Genomic DNA, 20287 nt, shown 5'->3' on the forward strand with positions numbered 1-20287 from the left:
CGCACGGCGAAGCGCCGCACGGCCCGGTCCGGGGAGAATCGAAAAAACTCGCGCCGGTGCCTCCTTCACGAAGCAGCAGGCGTCGGAACTCTCCCCACGTCCTTCACATTCAGCCTCGGCCCCCACTGAAAACGGTCTTTGGGGGGAAGGCCCCCCTCCTTCGCTGGCTTGCACCGCCGCGCATCGACCGCCCTCCGCTCCGGTTACTTTTCACCGCCGCCCAGGCTGCGCAGGGCAGCAAGCACCTGAGCGGCGCGGGTTTTGCCCAGGCCGGGGATTTTGCGCAGCGTCTCCAGGTCGGCGGCGCGCATGGCGTCCAGGGAGCCGAAGGCGTCCCACAGCAGGCGGGCGGTCTTGGGGCCGATGCCGCCCAGGCTTTGCAGCTCGCTGGCCAGCAGCGCCTGGCCCCGGCTGCGGCGCTGACGGCCGATGACGAAGCGGTGCGCCTCGTCGCGCACGCGCTGGAGAAAAAGCAGCTCCGGGCTGCCGGGCCGCAGGGGCAGCGGGTTGCTGCGCCCGGGCAGGAAGATGCGGTCGTCCAGGGCCCCGGCACGACGGTCGGGCCCCGTGCCCGGGGCGCCGGTGGCCTTGGCGATGCCCGCCACGGGGAAGACGGCGGCCCCGGGCCCAGGCCGGGGCGCGTCCGGGGGCGTGCTCGGGGGCAAGGCCTGGGGCGAGGTCGAGGCCGCGTCCGAAAGAACGCCCGAGGCCGCACCCGGAGCCATTTCCGAAGGCAGACCCGGGGTCAGGCCCCCCTCCGCATCCCCGATCGCCCCGAAGGCGGCCTCGAGGGCGGCGACCACGGCCCCCACCTGCCCGCGCCCGCCATCCACCAGCAGCAGGTCCGGCCAGGGCGGCCCGGCCAGGACGCGCCGCCCGGCCCAGGCCGCCAGGGTCGCATAGTCGTCGCCGCTGCCTTCCAGGTCCTCGAAAGTATAGGTGCGGTACTCGTCCTTGCGCGGGGCGCCGTTCTCGAAAACCACGAGCCCGGCGCGCATGCCCCGCCCGCCCAGGTGCGACACGTCCACGCACTCCACGCGCGCGGGCGGCGCGGGCAGGTGCAGGGCCCGGGCCAGCCGTGCGGGGGCGTCCTCTGCGGCGGGGGTGTCGCTGCGGGCCCGGGCGGCGTTGGCCCGCGCGATTTCCAAAAGCTGCTTCTCCGGGCCGCTGGAGGCGGCGGCAAGCCGCACGGGGCCGCCCCGGCGCTCGGCCAGGGCTTCGGCCAGGGCGTCGGCGTCCTCCGGCGTCCAGGGCAGCAGGATGCGCTCGGGGATGAAGCGCGTGGCCCAGTAGAACTGGGTCAGGAACCCGGCCACGGCCTCGGGGGCGTCGTCCAGGCCCAGGCCGGGCCAGTGGAAAGTCCGGCTGTCCAGCAGGCGGCCCTGGCGCACGAAGAGCACGGCCAGCCCGAGGCCTCCGGCGGCCTCGGCCACGGCCAGGGCGTCCAGGCTCACCCCCTCGCGCAGCACCACGGCCTGGCGCTCCACCGTGCCCTCCACGGCGCGGATCTGGTCGCGCAGGGCGGCGGCGCGCTCGTATTCCTGGCGTGCGGAACAGGCCAGCATCTCCTTGCGCAGCCCGGTCAGCAATTCCCCGGCGCGCCCGGCAAGAATCAGCTCCACCCGACGGACCACGGCGGCGTACGCCTCGGGCGGCACGTCCAGCACGCAGGGCGCCAGGCACTGGTTCATATGATAATACAGGCAGGGCCGCACGCGGTTGGCGAAGGCGCGGTCGGAGCATTTGCGCAGCGGGAAGACCTTGTGCAGCAGCTTCCAGGCCTGGCGGGCATCCAGGGCCGAGGTGAAGGGCCCGTAATAGGTGCTGCCGTCGCGCACGACCTTGCGGGTCATCATCAGCCGCGGGTAGGCCTCGGCGCGGGTCAGGCGGAAGAGCACGTAGGACTTGTCGTCGCGCAGCACGATGTTGTAGCGCGGGCGGTGCTTCTTGATCAGGCTGGCTTCGAGGAGCAGCGCCTCCTTCTCGGTGGCGGTGGAGATGGTCTCCACGGCGGCGATGCGCGCGACCATGAGCCGCGTCTTGGGCGTGTGGCGGTCCTGCCCGCGGAAGTAGGAAGTCAGGCGGCGCACGAGGCTCTTGGCCTTGCCCACGTAAATGATGCGCCCGCGCGCGTCCTTCATCAGGTAGACCCCGGGGCCCTTGGGGTGCTCGGCGGGAGTGAAGGCGTAGCCCGCGGCGGTGTCCGGCTGGTCGTTCATGGCTGGGGATGATGCGCCAAAGGCGGGTTGCGGTCAAAGCCCGGGACGGGGGCGCCCCCGGGGTCGAGATTTTTTTTAGAATTCCTCATGACTCCATGGCCGGGCGGGATGACACCATTTTTAGTAAATAAAACAATCTGCTACAGACACAGAAAACATCCATCCAGCCCGGTTCAACAATTTGGACGGTAAAAAAATTTTTACGTTCGTCAAAAAAACGCCGACTTTCCCCTTGCAACCGGGGCCCGAAGTCGATAGTCACGAACCTGAGCCTGCGCAAGCGGCTCTGCGTCTGGCAGTGGTCATCCAACCCGAACGAAGGAAGGAAAGGAAATGAAACGCATTCTTACCCTGGCTCTGGTGGCCTGCTTCGTGCTGTCCGCCGGCTTCGTCTCCGCCAAGGAGATGCAGTTCGTCGGTCAGTTCGAGCACACCCTCGAGTGGCTCGACAACCCCGGCCTGCTGGATTCCGACAAGTCCGGCGACTCCGAAGACGACTTCACCGCCCTGCAGCGCATCCGCATGTACTTCCAGTACGTGGACAGCGAAGTGCTGCGCGCCGTGGTCGGCTTCGAGATGGACAACGTCTGGGGCAACCCGGCTAACGCCAACTTCGGTACCGACCGCGTGGCCGTCGAAGTCAAGCACGCCTACACCGACTTCAACGTCGGCGGCGTGGCCTTCCGCGTCGGTCTCCAGGGCCTGACCTGGCCCTCCGCCGTCGCCGGCAACCCGATCTTCGACAACGACGTCGCCGGTATCGTGACCTCCTACAAGTTCAACGACAACTTCGCTGTGACCGCCGGTTGGGCCCGCCTGGTCGACGCCGTCACCGGCGACGACGGCACCGGCAACAACAACGGCCTGGACGACGAAGTCGACGCCTTCACCGTCATCGCCCCCATCACCATGGACGGCTGGTCCCTCAGCCCCTACGTGATCTACGCGAAGTACGGCAAGGACGTGGGTCTGCTGACCTCCATGCAGGCCGTCAACGCCACCGGCACCACCGACAACATGGACGCCTGGTGGGCCGGCGGCGCCTTCGAGCTGACCATGTTTGATCCCTTCGTCTTCGGCGCCGACCTGATCTACGGCTCCGTGGACGGCGACAAGGCCAGCCAGAACGACATGGCCGGCTGGTTCTTCGCCGCCATCGCCACCTACAAGATGGACATGGTCACCCCGTCCCTGGCCTTCATGTACGGCACCGGCGACGACGACGACCCGACCGACGGCTCCGAAGTGCTGCCCACCCTGGCCAGCGGCGGCGGCGGCAGCAGCGGCTTCGGCCTGACCCACTTCGGCTTCGACGGCGCTGCCTGGACTGAGACCGGCGGCATCCTCGGCGGCCGCACCGACTACGCCGCCGTGGCTCTGATCGTGGACGACATCAGCTTCGTGGAGAACCTGACCCACAAGCTGACCATCGCCTACGGCATGGGCACCTCCGACTCCGACATCGTCAAGAAGTACGGCCTCGGCGGCGCTCCTTACGCTGCCAACCGCCCCGTGCTGACCGACGAGGACACCTTCTGGGAAGTGAACTTCGACTCCACCTACCAGATCTACGAGAACCTGTCCCTGGCCGGCAAGTTCGGCTACGTCTCCGCCGACCGCGACGAGGACGTGTGGGGCACCGCCGCTTCCGATCTGGACGACGCCTACAAGTTCACCGTCATCCTGCGCTACAACTTCTAGTTGTGGCCTGACCACCTGCTGACGCACACCACCACGGGCCGGAACCTTCGGGTTCCGGCCCTTTTTTATGCCGCGCGCGGCATTGCGGCGACGAGGCGCCCGGCGCATCCGGCGCGGCTGGCGCGGGGCCGAGCCGGAGCGAACCGGACGGGCCATGGCCGGGAGGAAGGCGGCAACCGGAGGAGCATCCAACCCGGCGCGACGCTCCGGCGTCACCGGGCGGCAGCCCTCCGGCCCGACGCGGCCAAGGGCTCCGGCCCGGCGCGGCTCGACTTTTGGGCCGCGCTCCTCTATACAAGCCGCACCGGCGCCGCGCGCCGCAATCCATCGCCCCCGAGGAGACCCCGCCCATGCCCTGCCGCGATCTGGCCTACTCCGGCCCGCAGTCCTGGCCCGCCATCAAGGACTGGCTGACCCCCCGCGCCGAGCCCGGCGCCACCGTGGACGACACCGTCGCCGCCATCCTGGCCGACGTGCGCATGCGCGGCGACGAGGCCCTGGCCGACTACGGCCGCCGCTTCGACTGCGCGACCCTGACCGCCGCCGCCCTGCGCGTGCCCGCCGCGGAAATCGCCGCCGCCCGGGCCGGGGTGCCCGCCGCGGACCTGGACATCCTGGCCGAGGCCGCCGCCAACATCCGCGCCTTCCACGAAGGCCAGCGCGAAAATTCCTGGTGGACCACCCGCCCCGACGGCACCATCCTCGGCCAGATGGTCCGCCCGGTGGACCGCGTGGGCCTCTACGTACCCGGCGGACAGGCGGGGCAGACGCCCCTGGTCTCCAGCCTGCTGATGAACGCCATTCCGGCCCAGGTGGCCGGGGTGGGCTCCATCTGCGTGGCCTCGCCGCCGCGCCCCGACGGCAGCCTGGACCCCGTGCTCCTGGCCACGGCGGCCCTGCTGGGCATCGACGAGGTGGTGCGCATGGGCAGCGCCTGGGCCGTGGCGGCCTTTGCCTACGGCACGGCCACGGTGGCCCCGGTGGATGTCATCGCCGGGCCGGGCAATATTTTCGTGACCACGGCCAAGCGCCTGCTCATGGGCCGCGTGGGCATCGACATGATCGCCGGGCCCAGCGAAATCGCCATCATCGCCGACGGCAGCGCCGACCCGGCCTGGCTGGCGGCGGACATGCTCTCCCAGGCCGAGCACGACCCCCTGGCCTCGTCCATCCTGGCCACGCCCGACGCGGCCCTGGCCCGGGCCGTGCGCGCCGAGCTCACGCGCCAGACGGCCCTGCTGCCGCGCTCGGACATCGCCGCCCGCTCCCTGGCCGCCTGGGGCGCGACCATCCTCACGCCGGACCTGGACGCCGCCGTGGACCTCGTGAACCACCTGGCTCCCGAGCACCTGGAGCTGGCCGTGGCCGACCCCTGGGCGCTGGTCGGCCGCGTGCGCCACGCCGGGGCCATCTTCATGGGCCACACCAGCCCCGAGCCCGTCGGCGACTATTTCGCCGGGCCGAACCACGTGCTGCCGACCCTGTCCACCGCGCGGTTCTCCTCGGCCCTGTCGGTGCAGACGTTCCTCAAGAAGTCGAGCATCGTCGCCACCAGCCCGGCCTTCACCGCCGCCAACGCGCACAAGATCGCGCGGCTGGCGCGCATGGAGGGCCTGGAGGCCCACGCCCGGTCCGTGGAGGCCCGCCGGGGCTAGGGGCGGCGGGCGGCCCGGGGCGGGCCCCGGCGCGCCCCTTCCAAATCCGCCGCCTTTGGCGTATGGTAAAACAATTTCCCGCAAGCGAGGAACCGCAATGCAAGTCGTCACCAGGACGGACATCACCGAATATCCCCTGCTGTCGCGCGGCAAGGTCCGCGACATCTACGAAATCGACGCCGAGCGCCTGCTCATCGTGACCACCGACCGCATGAGCGCCTTCGACGTGGTCATGAACGAGCCCATTCCGCACAAGGGCGTGGTGCTCAACCTGATCACCCTGTTCTGGATGGACAAATTCCGCGACATCATCCCCAACCACCTGCTGGAATCGGACGTGTCGCGCTTCCCCGCGCCCCTGGCGCGCCACGCGGACGCCCTGGAGGGCCGCGCGGTCATCGTGCGCCGCGCCCGGCCCCTGCCCGTGGAATGCATCGTGCGCGGCTACATCACCGGCTCGGGCTGGAAGGACTACAAGGCCAGCGGGCAGGTCTGCGGCTACACGCTGCCCCAGGGGCTGCGCGAGTCCGAAAAGCTGGCCGAGCCGCTGTTCACGCCGTCCACCAAGGCCGAGCTGGGCAGCCACGACGAGAACATCACCGTGGAGCAGGCCATGGCCACGGCGGGGCAGGACGTGGTGCGCCAGGCCCAGGCCGCTGCCCTGGCCATCTACAAGGCCGGGCGCGACTACGCCGCCGGGCGCGGCATCCTCATCGCCGACACCAAGTTCGAGTTCGGCATGACCGCCGCCGGGCTGATTCTCATCGACGAGGTGCTGACCCCCGACTCCTCGCGCTTCTGGCCCATGGACGGCTACGCCCCGGGCCAGGGCCAGCCCAGCTTCGACAAGCAGTACCTGCGCGACTGGCTCTCGGCCCAGCCCTGGGACAAGACGCCCCCGCCCCCGGCCCTGACCCCCGAGGTGGTGGAGCGCACCCGCGCCAAATACGTGGAAGCCTACGAGCGCCTGACCGGAACGGATTTCCCGGTGAAATGACCCCCGGCGCGCCCCGCGCCGGACCCCATACCTCCGCCCCGCCACCGGGGCGCCAAGAGAGGACACGCCAGTGAAGATACCCGAATTCAAGTTGCCCGAACTGAAGATGCCCGAATTCAAGCTCCCCGAGCTTCGGATGCCGCAGTTCGCGGTGCCGGAATTCAAGATGCCCGAGTTGCACATCGGCGACTTGGTGGCCCGGGTGCCCATCATCCAGGGCGGCATGGGCGTGGGCATCTCCCTGTCCGGCCTGGCCAGTGCCGTGGCCAACGAGGGCGGCATCGGCGTCATCGCCGCCGCCATGATCGGCTTCAAGGACAACGCCGCCGCCAAGGACTCCGAAGCCCACGTCCGGGCCCTGGAAAACGAGCTGCGCGCCGCCCGCGAAAAAACCGACGGCATCATCGGCGTGAACATCATGGTCGCCCTGACCAACTTCGCCGACATGGTGCGCACCTCCGTGCGCGAGCGCGCGGACATCATCTTCTCCGGCGCGGGCCTGCCCCTGGACCTGCCCGGCTACCTGACCGACGGCGCGCGCACCAAGCTGGCGCCCATCGTCAGCTCGGGCCGCGCGGCGGCCATCATCTGCAAGAAATGGCTCTCGCGCTTCGACTACCTGCCCGACGCCTTCGTGGTCGAGGGGCCCAAAGCGGGCGGGCACCTGGGCTTCAAGCCCGAGGAGCTGGACAAGCCCGAGTTCGAGCTGGAGCGGCTGGTGGCCGACGTGATCCAGGCCGTGCGCCCCTTCGAGGAGGAAAAAGGCCGCCGCGTGCCGGTCATTGCGGCGGGCGGCGTCTACGACGGCGGCGACATCGGCAAGATGCTGGCCCTGGGCGCCTCGGGCGTGCAGATGGGCACCCGCTTCGTGGCCACCCACGAGTGCGACGCCGACATCCGCTTCAAGGAGTCCTTCGTCAACGCCACCGAGGCCGACGTGGAAATCATCAAGAGCCCCGTGGGCCTGCCGGGCCGCGCGGTGCACAGCAAGTTCCTGGACGCCGTGCGCGAGGGGCGCCGCCGCCCGTTCCGCTGCCCCTTCCACTGCATCAAGACCTGCGACATCACCAAGAGCCCGTACTGCATCGCCGCCGCCCTGACCAACGCCGTCAAGGGCAAGCTGGAGAACGGCTTCGCCTTTGCCGGAGCCAACGTGCACCGCGTGAAGGAAATCGTCTCCGTGGGCGAACTGATCGACTCGCTCAAGGCCGAATACGCCAAGGCCATGGGCGCCAAGGCCTAGCCTCCAGACGCCGCGCCAGCGCGCCCCGGGCCGGGGCCGGACACACCGGCCCGCCCGGGGCGTGCGCCGTCTTTGCCGCTGCCGCATCGCAACCCCGCCGGAGTTCCCCCATGTCCATCCCCTTCAACAGCCTCAAGGTTCAGCTCACCCCCTGCGAAAACGACCTGCGCGCGGCCTTCGAGCGCGTGCTCGGGCGCGGCTGGTTCCTCATGGGCCCCGAGGTTCAGGCCTTCGAGGCCGAATTCGCCGCCTGGGCCGGGCGAGGGGCCTGCGTGGCCCTGAACAGCGGCACCGATGCCCTGATCCTGGCCCTGCGCGCCCTGGACTGCCCGGGGGGCGAGGTGGTCCTGCCCGCGCACACGGCCCTGCCCTGCTACCACGCCGTGCTGGCCGCCGGATGCACGCCCGTGTTCGCCGAGGTCCGCGAGGACACCTACACCCTGGACCCGGCCAGCGCCGCGCGCATGATCGGGCCGGACACCCGCGCCGTCCTGGCCGTGCATCTCTACGGCCAGCCCTGCGACCTGGACGAACTCGGCGCCCTGTGCGCCGCGCACGGCCTGCCGCTCATCGAGGACTGCGCCCAGAGCCACGGCGCGACCTACAAGGGCCGCATGGCGGGGACCTTCGGCGCCCTGGCGGCCTACAGCTTCTACCCGACCAAGAACCTCGGCGCCCTGGGCGACGGCGGCGCCGTGTGCTGCGACGCGGGGGCGGTGGACGCCGCCCTGCGCCTGGAACGCCAGTACGGCGAATCCAGCCGTTACCACAGCGCCGTGCCCGGCGTGAACAGCCGCATGGACGAGATGCAGGCCGCGTTCCTGCGCCTGCGCCTGGGGCGCCTGGAGGCCGACAACGCCGCCCGCCGCGCCCTGGCCGCGCAGTACGACGCCCTGCTGGCAGGCACCCCCCTGGTCCTGCCCGCCACGGGCGCGGACCGCGAGCACGTCTTCCACCTCTACGTGGTGCGCGCCCCGCGCCGCGCGGAACTGGTGGAGCACCTGAACGCGCGCGGCATCGGCACGGCCGTCCACTACCCCGTGCCCGGGCATCGCCAGCCGCTGTTCGCCGAGGGCCGCGCGCCCATGCGCGCCGACGCCCTGGCCCTGAGCGAGCGTCTGGCCGGGGAGGTGCTCTCCCTGCCGCTGTACCCGGGCCTGGAGCCCGGGCAGGTCGAAGAGGTCTGCGCGGCAATCCGCAGCTTCTACGCCTGAGGCCGGGGGAACCGGGGCAAAGGCCGGGGGCTGGGCAAAAGCCCGCCCCCGCCCGGGGTGCCGCAAAGCGACGGGTGCTGCCGGGGCCGAAGGGGCGCGCTCTCGCCTGCCGTTCCGATGCGGCGGCCCCTGCCGTTCGATTCCCTCCGCCGGGCCGCGGGCCATAGCCGCGAAAAGCACACCGGCCCGGCAAGCACTCCGACCCGGAGCGACCGCGCCACCCCGGCGGTCGCGCAGGTCTGTCCGGTCGCCCCCCGCAGGCGCCGGTTCCGCTCCCGCATCGACCCGGCATTGACACTGCGCCGGGAAGCATTACCCTTTTCGATACGCGGCCGCATGGCCGCAAGGAGGCCCAATGGACAACCTGCTGCCCCTGCTGGGGGCCGTCGCCGCCTACCTCGTGCTGGTGAAACTCGTCTTCCCCAGGCTGGGCATCCGGGGCTGAGGCCCGGCCTCGGAGTGCAGTTGGCACCCCAAGGACAAGGCCCCGGGCAAGACAGTGGAACCCCAGGCCCCCGAAGCCCGCGAAACCTCCAGGCGCCCCGGGGACAAATGACTCCGCGCCAGCCACGCCGCAGCGAAAAATGAAGAAATCCGCCATTATGCGGATTTCTTCATTTTTCCGGCCCCCAAGCCTTGAAAAGCGCCCGGCTTTTTACTACATAGGCACTCCCTCGCGGAGAGGTGTCCGAGCCAGGTTTAAGGAGCACGCCTGGAAAGCGTGTACTGGGGAAACTCAGTCGGAGGTTCAAATCCTCTCCTCTCCGCCACAAGGCAGCAAGGCCCCGGGAGCAATCCCGGGGCTTTTTTGCGTCTGGCGCCGGACGGCCGGGGGTGCAAGAGGCGGCACATCCGACGGCGGGCAGGCCGGGCGGCAGGCACACAACCGGGTGCCCGGCCAAGGCGCGCGTCGTGTGCGCCGCTTCGCCTTTGCGTTTGCGAATCGTCCCTGCCGTGCCACCCCGCGCCGCAGCCCTTCTCCATCCCCGGCGTCCGCCCGCCTTTCCCGCCTGTTTCCCCAGCCCCGCAGCGGGAAAAGAAAATCCGCCTCGCCAAGGCTGGCCTTTTATTCCTTTTGCAATGACAAAACGCCGAACCTATGGGACTGTTGTTCCAGTCTCCAATTTTTCGCAAGCCGCCCCGGCGCTCGCGCGGGCCGTTCGGGGCGGGTGTGGGCATGGCCCGCGCGCAGACGCCGAGGGGGAAGCATGTTCGGGAACATGAGCATGAAATGGAAAATTCTGGCCGTGGCCGTGGCCGGGCCGCTGGTCATCGCCGTCGTCATGGCCGTCATGCGCGTGCGCGGCATCGACGGGGACGCCACGGCCGCCCTGGTCAGCGAAAGCCGGGCCGTAACCCTCATGGCCGAGGCCGTGCGCGACGACATGTCGCGCAAACTCAAGGCGGGCATCATCCGCCCCTTCGACGACATTCCGCGCGACCAGCTCCTGGAGGCCGTGCCCGTGGTCACGGCCATGCGCATGGCCGCGCAAAACGCCGAGGCCATGGGCTACCGCTTCAAGGCGCCCAAGAACAGCCCGCGCAACCCCGCCAACGCCCCCGACGCCGTGGAACAGGCCGTGCTGGACGAATTCCAGCGCCTGGGGCTGAAGGAGAAAATCATCGTCGAGGCCGACCAGATCCGCTACCTGCGGCCCGTGCGGCTGACCGAGGAGTGCCTCTACTGCCACGGCTACCCCCAGGGCCAGCCCGACGCCGTGGGCGGCGTGAAGGAGGGCTGGAAAGCGGGCGAGGTCCACGGCGCCTTCGAGATCATCACCTCCCGCGCCCCGGCCAGGGCCAAGGTGCGCCAGGCGGCCCTGGGCGTGGCCCTGTGGACGGGCGGCATCCTGATCCTGGTGGTGCTTGCGGCCTGGGCCCTGTTGCGCACGGGCATCATCCGGCCCATCGCGCGCATCGAGGCCTTTGCCAGCGACATGGCCGAGGGCGACTTCTCCCGCCGTGTGGACATCGATTCCGGCGACGAAATCGGCCACCTGGCCCGGGCCCTGAACGGCATGGCCGACCGCCTGCGCGAGGTCGTCACTCGCGTGCTGGCGGGCGCGTCCCACGTCGCCGCCAGCAGCGGCGAGATGCACAGCACCGCCGATTCCCTCTCGCGCGGGGCCACCAGCCAGGCCGCAGGCATCGAGGAGGTTTCCGCCAGCGTGGAGCAGATGACCTCGGGCATCATGCAGAACGCGGAGAACGCCGCCCAGACCGAGCGCCTGGCCACCAAGGCCGCCGCCAACGCCAGAACCAGCGGCGAGCACGTGCGCATGACCGTCAGCGCCATGAAGCAAATCGCCGAAAAAATCGCCGTCGTCGGTGAAATCGCCCGCCAGACCAACCTGCTGGCCCTCAACGCGGCCATCGAAGCCGCGCGCGCGGGCACCCACGGCAAGGGCTTCTCGGTGGTGGCGGCGGAAGTACGCCGTCTGGCCGAACACAGCGGCGCGGCGGCGGCGGACATCGGGCAGGTGTCGACCACGAGCGTACGCACCGCCGAGCAGACCGGAACCATGCTCGACGAACTGGTGCCCGACATTCTGCGCACGGCGGAACTGGTGCAGGAGATAGCGGCGTCCAGCGCCGAGCAGAAGGCGGGCGCCGGGCAGATCAACGAATCCATCCAGCAGATGGACCGCGTGACCCAGCAGAACGCCGCCGCATCGGAGCAGATGGCCGCCGCCTCGCGCGAAATGTCCGAGCAGGCGTCGCAACTGCTTGAAACCGCGAGCTTCTTCAACGTCGGCCAGCAGACGCGGAACGGACGGACGGCGCTTCCGTCGGCCGTCCGCCCCGGCGGCGCGGCGGGCGAAACAGAGCCGGGCGCGCCCACCGACGCGGACGACGCGGACGACGGCCTGACGCGCTTCTAGGCCCGGCGGCAGCGGCGCGGGGTGCTAGTCCTCCAGGCCCCGGCAATAGCGCTGGCACAAGTCCGAAGCACGCTTGGCATAGGGCCAGCAGCCGTCGGTCAGATGCTTGGCGTAGAGCCTGCGGCGCGTGGCCTCGCAGTCGCTCAGGCAGGCCTCGCGGTCCAGGGGCCCCAGGCGCCCCTCGTCCAGAAAGGCCTCGCAGATGGGCGTGACCTCGCTGCAACTCCCGCCGCCGCCGTCGGGATTCTGGGAGCTGTGGCCCCCGCCGGTGGAATAGGTGAAGCACAGGCCGCGCGCCTCGGTCAGGGGCATGGCGCGCGGGGCGCACCCGGCGCAGGCCAGCAGCGCGAGCATGAGAACGGGCAGAACAAGCGGTTTCATGGCAGTCTCCCGGGGCACGGCCCCTCAAAAAACACGCGGAGTTCACGATACCCTCGGGAGCGGGCCCGGGCAACCCCCCGGGTCCGGGGCCGCATCCTGACCCGGGCGCCCGCCTCGGCACGTCGGTGCGGCCGATGGAGGGCCGCCCACCCGGTGGCGGGCTTGACAGAATCGCCTCGCCGGGCCATAAGAGCCGTCCACGAGGGAGGCCGGGCGGCAGCGGCGCCGCCAACCCCGCCAGGCCCGAAAGGGAGCAACGGTAACGGTTTTCGCTGGGTGCCCGGCCTCCTCTCAAAGCGCCGACCTTCGGGTCGGCGCTTTCCTTTTGGGCCTCGGACGCAACTGGGAACCCCGCTCCGCCACGCTCCTGCCTCCGTCGTGCCCCCCCTCGCGCACAGGCCTCACCGGGGCTGCCGATATTTTGAAAATGCCACGCAGGCGCCACCGGCCGCCACTTCCTTCGCAGAAAAGAACGTGCCACCACACGCTCCCGCCTTACGCCGAAACAGCACCTCCAGGAAATGCTATTTCCAAATTATTCCAGGAATACAGCGCAATCTTCATCCCGCAGCAGATGCCTTGGCATCCCCTGTCGCCTTTCACAATCCCATACATCATATTATGTAATATGATTTTAACGAATATGAATGGAAATCATGCCCACTCTGTTTACATACGAAAATCATTTTAGTATGAAACTGGCGTTCGCCAATCCAAACCAGAGGAGTCCCCCATGACCAGCTTCCTGCCCCGTCTGGCCGCCACGGCGGCCCTGGTGGTCGCCCTGGCCGCACCGGCCTGGGCCCATTTCGGCATGATCGTCCCCAAAGCTCCCGTGGCCGACATGGACCAGAAGTCCATCACCCTGGAGTTTTCCTTCTCGCATCCCTTCGGCGGCGAGGGCATGAACCTGGTGCGGCCCAAGGCCGCCGGTGTGGCCTTCGAGGGCCAGATCACCGACCTGCGCGCCGCCCTGGCCCCGGCCAAGATCATGGACCACGACGCCTTCACCCTGGACTACGCCTTCAAGCGCCCGGGCGTATACACCTTCTTCATGGAGCCCGAGCCCTACTGGGAGCCCGCCGAGGACGTGTCCATCATCCACTACACCAAGGTCAGCGTGGCGGCCTTCGGCGGCGACGAGGGCTGGGACGAGCCCCTGGGCCTGAAGACCGAGATCGTGCCCATGCTGCGGCCCTTCGGCAACTGGGCGGGCAACACCTTCGTGGGTCAGGTGCTGCTGGACGGCAAGCCCGTTCCCGGCGCCGAGGTGGAAGTGGAACTGTACAACCAGGGCCGCTTCACCATGCCCACCGAGTACAACGAGACCCAGGTGATCAAGGCCGACGCCCAGGGCGTCTTCGCCTTCACCTGTCCGCAGCCCGGCTGGTGGGGCTTCGCGGCCCTGTCCGAGGCCGACTACACCCTGCCCGCCGCCAGCGGCCCCGACAAGGGCAAGGACAAGGGCGTGGAGCTGGGCGCCGTATTCTGGACCTACATGGCGCCCTGGAAGTAACCCGGCGCGCCGCTGCGCGAGGGCCCGCCCGGAGTGATCCCGGGCGGGCCCTTGTCTTTCGGGGGCGCGAGAAATGCGCGCGAGGGGACGGCAAACGACGCGCCGGGCAGGGGGCGGGCTGTACCGCTCAGGGGCGGCCGGGGCCGTCCTCGTCGTCGGGCGGCAGCAGCGCGCGGCGCGTGTCCTCGTTTGCCCGGCGCAGCGCCCGGGTCCGTGCGGCGTCGTCCAGGCCGTCCAGAACCAGCAGAGCCAGCAGCACTTGCCCGGCCCGGCCCAGCAGCGCCGCCACGGCTCCGCCGAGAAAGGCCCCGGCCCCGGCCAGCAGGTGCGCCCGCGCGGGCAGCCCCAGGGCCAGGGTCGCCACCAGCCCCAAAAACGCGCCGTAGGCCGAAAGGACCAACACGCCCTCGGTTCCATAGCCGTCATCGTCTCCGGCGCCCCCGGCGGCCCCGCGCAGGTGCAGCCAGGCCAGGCGCACGAACGTGCCCGCGAAGCCGCCCATGCCGCCGCCCAACAGCACGAGCATCACGCCCGAGGCGCCCGTGAGCAGCCAGCCGTCTCCGGCGTGATGCGCCGCCAGGGCGCCCGCCACCAGACCCGCCAGCAGCGCCCCCAGAAAGGCCCTGCCCCGGACCCGGGCCAGGCTCGCATGTTCGGAACCGGCCATGATTCCCCGCTGGGCGCAAGACCCGCTGCAAAAGCGAACAGAAGTTGCTTTCCTCTTGCGCTTTGGTATTGTGGACATCGGGCCGACCTGCTCCGCCCCGAAGGGCGGGCAAAAGCCCATCCTGCCAAGCGTACACCTTCAGCCCCTGGAGGGAAAGATGCGATTTCTGGTCGTAGAGGACGACTTCACCAGCCGCAAACTGCTGCAACGAATCCTCTCCCCCTATGGCGAGGTGGATGTCGCAGTGAATGGACAGGAAGCCGTGGACGCTTTCGAAACCGCCCTGCGCGACGCCAAACCCTACGACCTGGTCTGCATGGACATCATGATGCCAGAAATGGACGGCCAGGAAGCATTGAAGCGCATCCGCCAGATCGAACGCCTGCGCGAGCGCTCCGGGCCCGACGAAGCCAAGGTCATCATGACCACCGCCCTGGACGACCCCAAGAACGTGGTCGAGGCCTATTACAAAGGCGGGGCCACATCCTACGTGCCCAAACCCATCGACCGCCAGCTTTTCCTGCAACTGCTGCGCAACATCGGCCTCATCAAGTAGCGTAGCGGCGTAGCGGCGTAGCGGCGCAGCGGCGGATGACCACGGCGAGGCAAGCGCCGCGGTACGAAAAAGCCAGGAATACGGGGAAAGACCGGGCAGACGACGGACCCGGCCTTTTCCGACGCCTTCGGCGCTTGAGGCTTGCACCCCGGGCCCCGGCGCGGTAGCGTCGGGGTGGCGGCCATCGCCCCACAGCGTCCGGCCCCGGCGGGAGCATCCCCACGGCGCCCCGGACGCACAAGACAAGGGAAAAATCATGAATGCCAGTCCACTGGACATACTCCTCGTCGGCATCCTGGTCTATCTGGTCATAAGCTGGTTCCGGCGCCGCTCGGGCGGCGGCAGACGCCAGGACGGCCCCCGCGCCCCGCACAACGACGGCCCCGCCGCCCCCGAAGACCAGCGCCGCCAGGCCAACGACGCCTACACCCGCGCCCAGCAGGCCTGGGACATGCTGCGCTCCGAGCCGCCCCGGGAGCGCCGACAGCCCGGCGCGGACACCCCGGTGCCCGATGTGGCCTACGTCCCCGGCCACACGGCCAGCCCCGGCGAGGTTCCCGCCTCCACCCTGGACACGGCGGACCTGCCCCCGGCCCTGCCCGCCCCCGGCCCCGTGCCCGCCGACTTCGACACCGACGACTTCATGCGCGGGGCCAAGGCTTTCTGCTCGCGCATCCGCAGCTCCTGGAACAACCGCGACCTGAACGACCTGCGCGCCTTCTGCACCGAAGCGTGCATGGAAGAATTCCGTCGCCGGGCCCAGGTGGAGGCCCGGCCCCCGCGCCACGAAATCCAGCACCTGGAGGCCGGGCTGGCCGGGGTGGCCGACCACCCCGACGGCCGCCGCGACGCCACGGTCTACTACGTGATCACCGAAAAGGACCTGTCTTCCAACCGTGTGGGCAAGGTCCGCGAGTTGTGGCGCTTCACCACGCCCACGGGCGGGAGCTGGCTGCTGGACGAGGTGCGCCCGGTCAGCGCCGAGGAAGGCACGCGCCAGTAGCCCCGGAGCCCGGCCAGCCGTTTTTGGCACCCCGGGCAACCGGCGGCCCGCTGCCGGCCTACCATCGGATCAACGCTTCTGCCGCCGCAACGCAAGGACGCCCGCCCCCGGAAAAGGGGCGGGCGTCCTTGCGTTGCGGCGGTAATTCTTCCGGCGGGCCTCAGGCCGACAGCCGGGCGTACAATTCCAGGTAGCCCCGGGCCATGGCCGCCTCGGTGAACAGTTCCAGGCGCCCGGCTCCGCCGCGCACCAGGGCTTCCGCCAGGGCCGCGCCCTGCCCGCCCGGGGCGCACAGCCGCTCCAGGGCGGCGGCCAGGGCCGGGGCGTCGCCCCGGGGGCAGGCCAGGCCGCTTTGCCCGGGCTCGACCAGTTCCAGGTTCGACGGCAGGTCCGAGCAGACCACCGGGCGCCGGGCGGCCCAGCCTTCCTTGATGGTCGCGCTGGAGCCCTCGCCGTCCACGCTGGGCACGGCCAGCACGGACAGCTCGCCCAGCACGGCCGCGCTCTCGCGCCAGCCCGTGAACGTCACCCGCCCGGCCAGCCCCAGGGCCTCGGCCCGGGCCCGCAGCCCGGGGCCCAGCGGCCCGTCGCCGACCACCAGGGCCCGCCAGCCCAGCCCCGGAGCGCGCCGCTCCAGCTCGGCCAGTGCCTCCAGAAACACGGCCACGCCCTTTTGCGGCGTCAGGGCGCCGACGACGCCCAGCACCGGGCACTCCGGCGGCGGGGTCGCGGCGGCGGCGGCGTACAGCGCCGGGTCGATGCCGCTGTGGATCACGCTCAGACGCGCCTCGGGCACGCCGCAGCGAGCCATGACCCGGGCGATCTCGCGGCTCACGCAAGCCACGGCGTCCCCGGCGAGGTACTTGGCCCGTGCCGGGCCGGGCCGTAGCGGGTAGGACACGCGGCGCGAATGCACCAGTCGTGCGCCGGTCAGGCCCTTGAGCAGCGCGCCGAGCAGCGCGCTGGCCGCGCAGTGGGTGTGGATCACGTCCACCCCCCGGCGGCGGACCAGGGCCCGCAGGGCCCACAGGGCGCGTGGGTCCCAGCCCTGGCGGCCGGGCAAATCGTGCACGTCCAGGCCCGCCGCGCGGGCCGCCGTGCCCAGGGGGCAGCCCCGGGGCGCGGCCAGCAGGGTTTCCACCCCGGGGGCCGCGGCCAGCCGCCGCATCAGGTACAGGACCTGGCGCTGCCCGCCGCGCATCCCGCGGCCGAGGTCGAGGTGCAGGATCTTCACGCGCTCCGCCTCCGGGCGAGGGCAGAGGGCCCCGGGGCGCATGCCGCCGGGGCCCGTGGTTGCTAGAAGGGGACGCCGCTTTCGGCGATGTCCCGCGCGATCAGTTCACGCGCCAAGCGGCACACCGGGCCGGGGCGCACGTCGTGGATGGGCTTGCCGTTGTAGCGCACAATGGCCAGACAGTCCCCGGTGGTGCCGAAAACCAGCACCTCGCGCGCCTGATAGAGGTCCTCCTCCGTCACTTTGCGGAAGAAGGCCTTGACCTTTCCGGCCAGCAGTTCCACGGCGCGGATGAGGGTCGTGCCCGGCAGGGCGTTGGTGAACTCGGGGATGACCAGGGTGCCCGCCGCGTCCACGATAGCCATGTTCTCCGTGGCGCCCTCGGCCACGAAGCCGTTCTCGTCGAAGCAGATCGGGTAGTCGTAGCCCTGGGCCGTGGCCTCGCGCTTCATGAGCACGTTGGGCAGATAGTTCACGGACTTGATCTGGGCGATCCAGTCCTGCTTGGCGGGAATGGCCGTGCGGAAGGCCGTCGTGCCCTTGTCGAACCACTGGGCGGGCTTGGGCGTAAAGCGGTAGGCCACCACGTAAAGGCTGGGCAGGGGGCATTCGCGCGGGTCGATGCCGAAGCCGCCCGGGCCGCGCCCGAGCAGGATGCGCACCAGCCCGTCGTCCGAGCCGCCCGCCGCGCAGACCTCGAGGACGATCTCGCGCAGGCGCTCCCAGGTGCAGGGCGGGGTCAGGCCGATGGCCTCGGCCCCGCGCCGCATGCGCGCCAGATGCGCGTCCAACTGGTAAACCCGCCGCCCGAGGTACTTCATGGTCTCGAAGATGCCGTCCCCGCGGTGGACGATGTGGTCGTCCAGAGGGATGAGCATCAGGCGCGGATCCTTGCACACGGCGCCGATGCGGTGCTCGTAGAAGGCCAGCACCTCGTCGGTGCCGGGCCGCTTCACGGCCAGCATCCGCCTCAGGTATTCCTCGGACTCCAGGACAGCTATCATGCTCGTCTCCTCGCCGCGCGTCAGGGCACGCGCAGCAGATCCATTTCCACAAGCTTCTCGGCGATCTGCACGGCGTTGAGGGCCGCGCCCTTGCGGATGTTGTCGGCCACGATCCACAGGTTCAGGCCGTTGTCGATGGTGTCGTCCTCGCGGATGCGGCCCACGAAGGTGTCGTCCTGGCCCTGGGCGTCGATGGCCATGGGGTAGATGCGCTCGGAGGGGTTGTCCAGCACGCGCACGCCCGGCGCCTGGGACAGCAGCGCCCGGCACTCCTTGGCCGTGAGTTTCCCGCCCGTCTCGATGTTCACCGACTCGCTGTGGCCGAAGAAGACCGGCACGCGCACGGTGGTGGCCGTGACGCGGATGGAATCGTCGCCCATGATCTTCTTGGTCTCGTTGACCATCTTCATCTCTTCCTTGGTGTAGTCGTTGTCCAGGAAGACATCGATCTGCGGCAGGCAGTTGAAGGCGATGCGGTGCGGGTAGACCTTGGCCTCGATCTCGTCCACGCGGCCGTTGAACATGAGCTGCACCTGGTTGGCCAGCTCCTCGATGGCCTTCTGGCCCGTGCCGGACACGGCCTGATAGGTCGAGACGACGATGCGCCGGATGCCCACTGCGTCGTGGATGGGCTTGAGGGCCACCACCATCTGGATGGTCGAGCAGTTGGGGTTGGCGATGATGCCCTTGTGCCACGCGAGGTCGTGGGGGTTGACCTCGGGCACGACCAGCGGGCAGGCCGGGTCCATGCGCCAGGCGCTGGAGTTGTCAACCACCACGCAGCCGGCCTTGGCGGCCAGGGGCGCGAATTTTTCGGAGGTGCCGCCCCCGGCGGAGAACAGGGCCAGATCGATGCCCGCGAAGGAGTCCTCTTTGAGCTCGCGCACGGTCAGTTCGCGGCCCTTGTAGGTCACGGTGCTGCCCGCGCTGCGGCTGGAGGCGAAGGGAATCACCTCGGCGGCGGGGAAATTGCGCTCGGCGAGCACTTCGAGCATCACGCGGCCAACGGCCCCGGTGGCGCCGCACACCGCGACGACAAGTCCGTCCTTCTTCATTGCGACCTCTCCATTCCTAGCGATGCCCCGGCGCGCCCCGTGCGGGCGCCGGGAGGGTTACGAATCCGCTTCGGGCCTGCTCACAGGTCCAGGGCCCCGACGATTTCCAGGCAGGCTTCGGGGCGGTTGAGGGTATACAGATGCACTCCGGGGGCGCCGCCTTCCAGCAGTTCGCGGCATTGGCGCTTGGCCCAGTCGATGCCCACGCGGTAGGCGGCCTCGGCGCCGCCCCGGGCGTCGGCCTCCTCCAGGTCGAGCAGCAGCCGCCCCGGGATGCTCGCGCCGCAGAACCCCAGCACGCGCTTGGCCGACTTCACGCTCATCACCGGCAGAACCCCGGGGACGATCGGCTTGGTCACGCCCATCTCGCCCAGGCGCTCGGTGAAGTTCCAGTACAGCCGCGTGTCGAAGAAAAGCTGGGTGATGGCGAAGTCGCCGCCCCGGTCCAGCTTGAATTTCAGGAACTCGAAATCCTCGCGGAAGGTGGAGCACTCGGGGTGCCCCTCGGGGTAGCCCGCCACGCCCACGCCCATGTCGGGGTAGTGGCGGCGGATGTGGGCCACCAGATCCGAGGCATGGCGGAACTGGTCGGAGTCGGGCACGAAACGGGCGTCGCCCTTGGGCGGGTCGCCGCGCAGGGCCAGGACGTTATGCACGTCGGCCCCCTCCAGGGCGGACAGGAAACCGTCCAGCCGCGCGGCGCTGGCGCCCACGCAGGTCAGGTGGGCCATGGGCGTCAGGCCCATGTCGCGGCGCAGGCGGCGCACGATTTCCAGCGTGTTGTCCTGGGTGCCGCCCCCGGCGCCGTAGGTCACGGAGACGAACAGCGGGTTCACCGCCGCCAGGCGCTCCACGGTCTGGAAGAAACCCGGCCACTCCTGCGGGTCCTTGGGCGGAAAGAACTCCAGGGACACGAACTTGCCCCCGGACCGGATCATATCGATGATGCGCACGATGCCA

The 20287-nt window shown here is 70.0% G+C and carries 16 protein-coding genes, 1 tRNA gene and 1 other RNA gene; 11 read left to right on the forward strand and 7 right to left on the reverse strand.

The window, feature by feature from the left end; all coding sequences use genetic code 11:
• Positions 1 to 203 precede the first annotated feature (203 nt).
• The gene (gene uvrC, locus ACZ5KV_RS02635) at positions 204 to 2219 is read right to left on the reverse strand and encodes an excinuclease ABC subunit UvrC (RefSeq protein ID WP_464240792.1); all 2016 of its coding nucleotides are present in this window, start codon (positions 2217 to 2219) and stop codon (positions 204 to 206) included.
• Positions 2220 to 2552: 333 nt separating this feature from the next.
• On the opposite strand from uvrC, the gene ACZ5KV_RS02640 reads away from it, so the two are divergent.
• From ACZ5KV_RS02640 to ACZ5KV_RS02670, 7 genes are all read left to right on the forward strand, one after another.
• Positions 2553 to 3920 carry an outer membrane homotrimeric porin gene (locus ACZ5KV_RS02640; RefSeq protein ID WP_464240793.1) on the forward strand — a complete coding sequence of 456 codons (1368 nt, stop codon included), beginning with the start codon at positions 2553 to 2555 and terminating at the stop codon, positions 3918 to 3920.
• A gap of 350 nt (positions 3921 to 4270) precedes the next feature.
• Positions 4271 to 5575 carry a histidinol dehydrogenase gene (gene hisD, locus ACZ5KV_RS02645; RefSeq protein ID WP_464240794.1) on the forward strand — a complete coding sequence of 435 codons (1305 nt, stop codon included), beginning with the start codon at positions 4271 to 4273 and terminating at the stop codon, positions 5573 to 5575.
• Positions 5576 to 5672: 97 nt separating this feature from the next.
• Entirely contained in the window at positions 5673 to 6572 is a 900-nt protein-coding gene (locus ACZ5KV_RS02650; protein ID WP_464240795.1) for a phosphoribosylaminoimidazolesuccinocarboxamide synthase, read from the forward strand.
• Between the two features lie 166 nt (positions 6573 to 6738).
• A complete protein-coding gene (locus ACZ5KV_RS02655; protein WP_464241797.1) occupies positions 6739 to 7815 on the forward strand; it encodes an NAD(P)H-dependent flavin oxidoreductase in 1077 nt (358 codons plus the stop codon).
• 110 nt (positions 7816 to 7925) lie between these two features.
• The gene (locus tag ACZ5KV_RS02660; RefSeq protein ID WP_464240796.1) at positions 7926 to 9029 is read left to right on the forward strand and encodes a DegT/DnrJ/EryC1/StrS family aminotransferase; all 1104 of its coding nucleotides are present in this window, start codon (positions 7926 to 7928) and stop codon (positions 9027 to 9029) included.
• A gap of 678 nt (positions 9030 to 9707) precedes the next feature.
• Positions 9708 to 9799: transfer RNA gene (locus tag ACZ5KV_RS02665), tRNA-Ser, on the forward strand.
• A 456-nt stretch (positions 9800 to 10255) separates the two neighbouring features.
• Complete coding sequence (locus ACZ5KV_RS02670) at positions 10256 to 11911, forward strand: methyl-accepting chemotaxis protein (RefSeq protein ID WP_464240797.1); 1656 nt, start codon at positions 10256 to 10258, stop codon at positions 11909 to 11911.
• A 24-nt stretch (positions 11912 to 11935) separates the two neighbouring features.
• On the opposite strand, the gene ACZ5KV_RS02675 is transcribed toward ACZ5KV_RS02670, so the two are convergent.
• Entirely contained in the window at positions 11936 to 12292 is a 357-nt protein-coding gene (locus ACZ5KV_RS02675) for a hypothetical protein (RefSeq protein ID WP_464240798.1), read from the reverse strand.
• Between the two features lie 200 nt (positions 12293 to 12492).
• Between ACZ5KV_RS02675 and ffs the strand changes: the two genes are divergently transcribed.
• Together ffs and ACZ5KV_RS02685 are read left to right on the forward strand one after the other, a co-directional pair.
• Positions 12493 to 12588, forward strand: an RNA gene (ffs, locus tag ACZ5KV_RS02680) — signal recognition particle sRNA small type.
• Positions 12589 to 13025: 437 nt separating this feature from the next.
• Entirely contained in the window at positions 13026 to 13808 is a 783-nt protein-coding gene (locus ACZ5KV_RS02685) for a DUF4198 domain-containing protein (RefSeq protein WP_464240799.1), read from the forward strand.
• Between the two features lie 127 nt (positions 13809 to 13935).
• On the opposite strand, the gene ACZ5KV_RS02690 is transcribed toward ACZ5KV_RS02685, so the two are convergent.
• Positions 13936 to 14475 carry a hypothetical protein gene (locus ACZ5KV_RS02690; RefSeq protein WP_464240800.1) on the reverse strand — a complete coding sequence of 180 codons (540 nt, stop codon included), beginning with the start codon at positions 14473 to 14475 and terminating at the stop codon, positions 13936 to 13938.
• A 157-nt stretch (positions 14476 to 14632) separates the two neighbouring features.
• Here ACZ5KV_RS02690 and ACZ5KV_RS02695 point away from each other — a divergent pair, with 157 nt between their 5' ends.
• A complete protein-coding gene (locus ACZ5KV_RS02695; RefSeq protein WP_464240801.1) occupies positions 14633 to 15031 on the forward strand; it encodes a response regulator in 399 nt (132 codons plus the stop codon).
• A 256-nt stretch (positions 15032 to 15287) separates the two neighbouring features.
• The gene (locus ACZ5KV_RS02700) at positions 15288 to 16034 is read left to right on the forward strand and encodes a TIM44-like domain-containing protein (RefSeq protein WP_464240802.1); all 747 of its coding nucleotides are present in this window, start codon (positions 15288 to 15290) and stop codon (positions 16032 to 16034) included.
• Positions 16035 to 16194: 160 nt separating this feature from the next.
• Here ACZ5KV_RS02700 and ACZ5KV_RS02705 read toward each other — a convergent pair whose 3' ends face one another.
• The 4 genes from ACZ5KV_RS02705 to ACZ5KV_RS02720 form a co-directional block, all read right to left on the reverse strand.
• Positions 16195 to 17268 (reverse strand): glycosyltransferase family 4 protein, encoded by a 1074-nt coding sequence (locus ACZ5KV_RS02705; RefSeq protein ID WP_464240803.1) that lies wholly within the window; start codon positions 17266 to 17268, stop codon positions 16195 to 16197.
• Positions 17269 to 17330: 62 nt separating this feature from the next.
• On the reverse strand, positions 17331 to 18272 hold the full coding sequence (locus ACZ5KV_RS02710) for an aminotransferase class IV (RefSeq protein WP_464240804.1): 942 nt from the start codon (positions 18270 to 18272) through the stop codon (positions 17331 to 17333).
• A gap of 20 nt (positions 18273 to 18292) precedes the next feature.
• Positions 18293 to 19327, reverse strand: a complete 1035-nt coding sequence (locus tag ACZ5KV_RS02715; protein ID WP_464240805.1) for an aspartate-semialdehyde dehydrogenase — start codon at positions 19325 to 19327, stop codon at positions 18293 to 18295.
• 80 nt (positions 19328 to 19407) lie between these two features.
• Positions 19408 to 20280 carry a methylenetetrahydrofolate reductase gene (locus ACZ5KV_RS02720; protein ID WP_464240806.1) on the reverse strand — a complete coding sequence of 291 codons (873 nt, stop codon included), beginning with the start codon at positions 20278 to 20280 and terminating at the stop codon, positions 19408 to 19410.
• Positions 20281 to 20287: the final 7 nt, after the last annotated feature.

The organism is Desulfocurvus thunnarius (assembly GCF_055390965.1).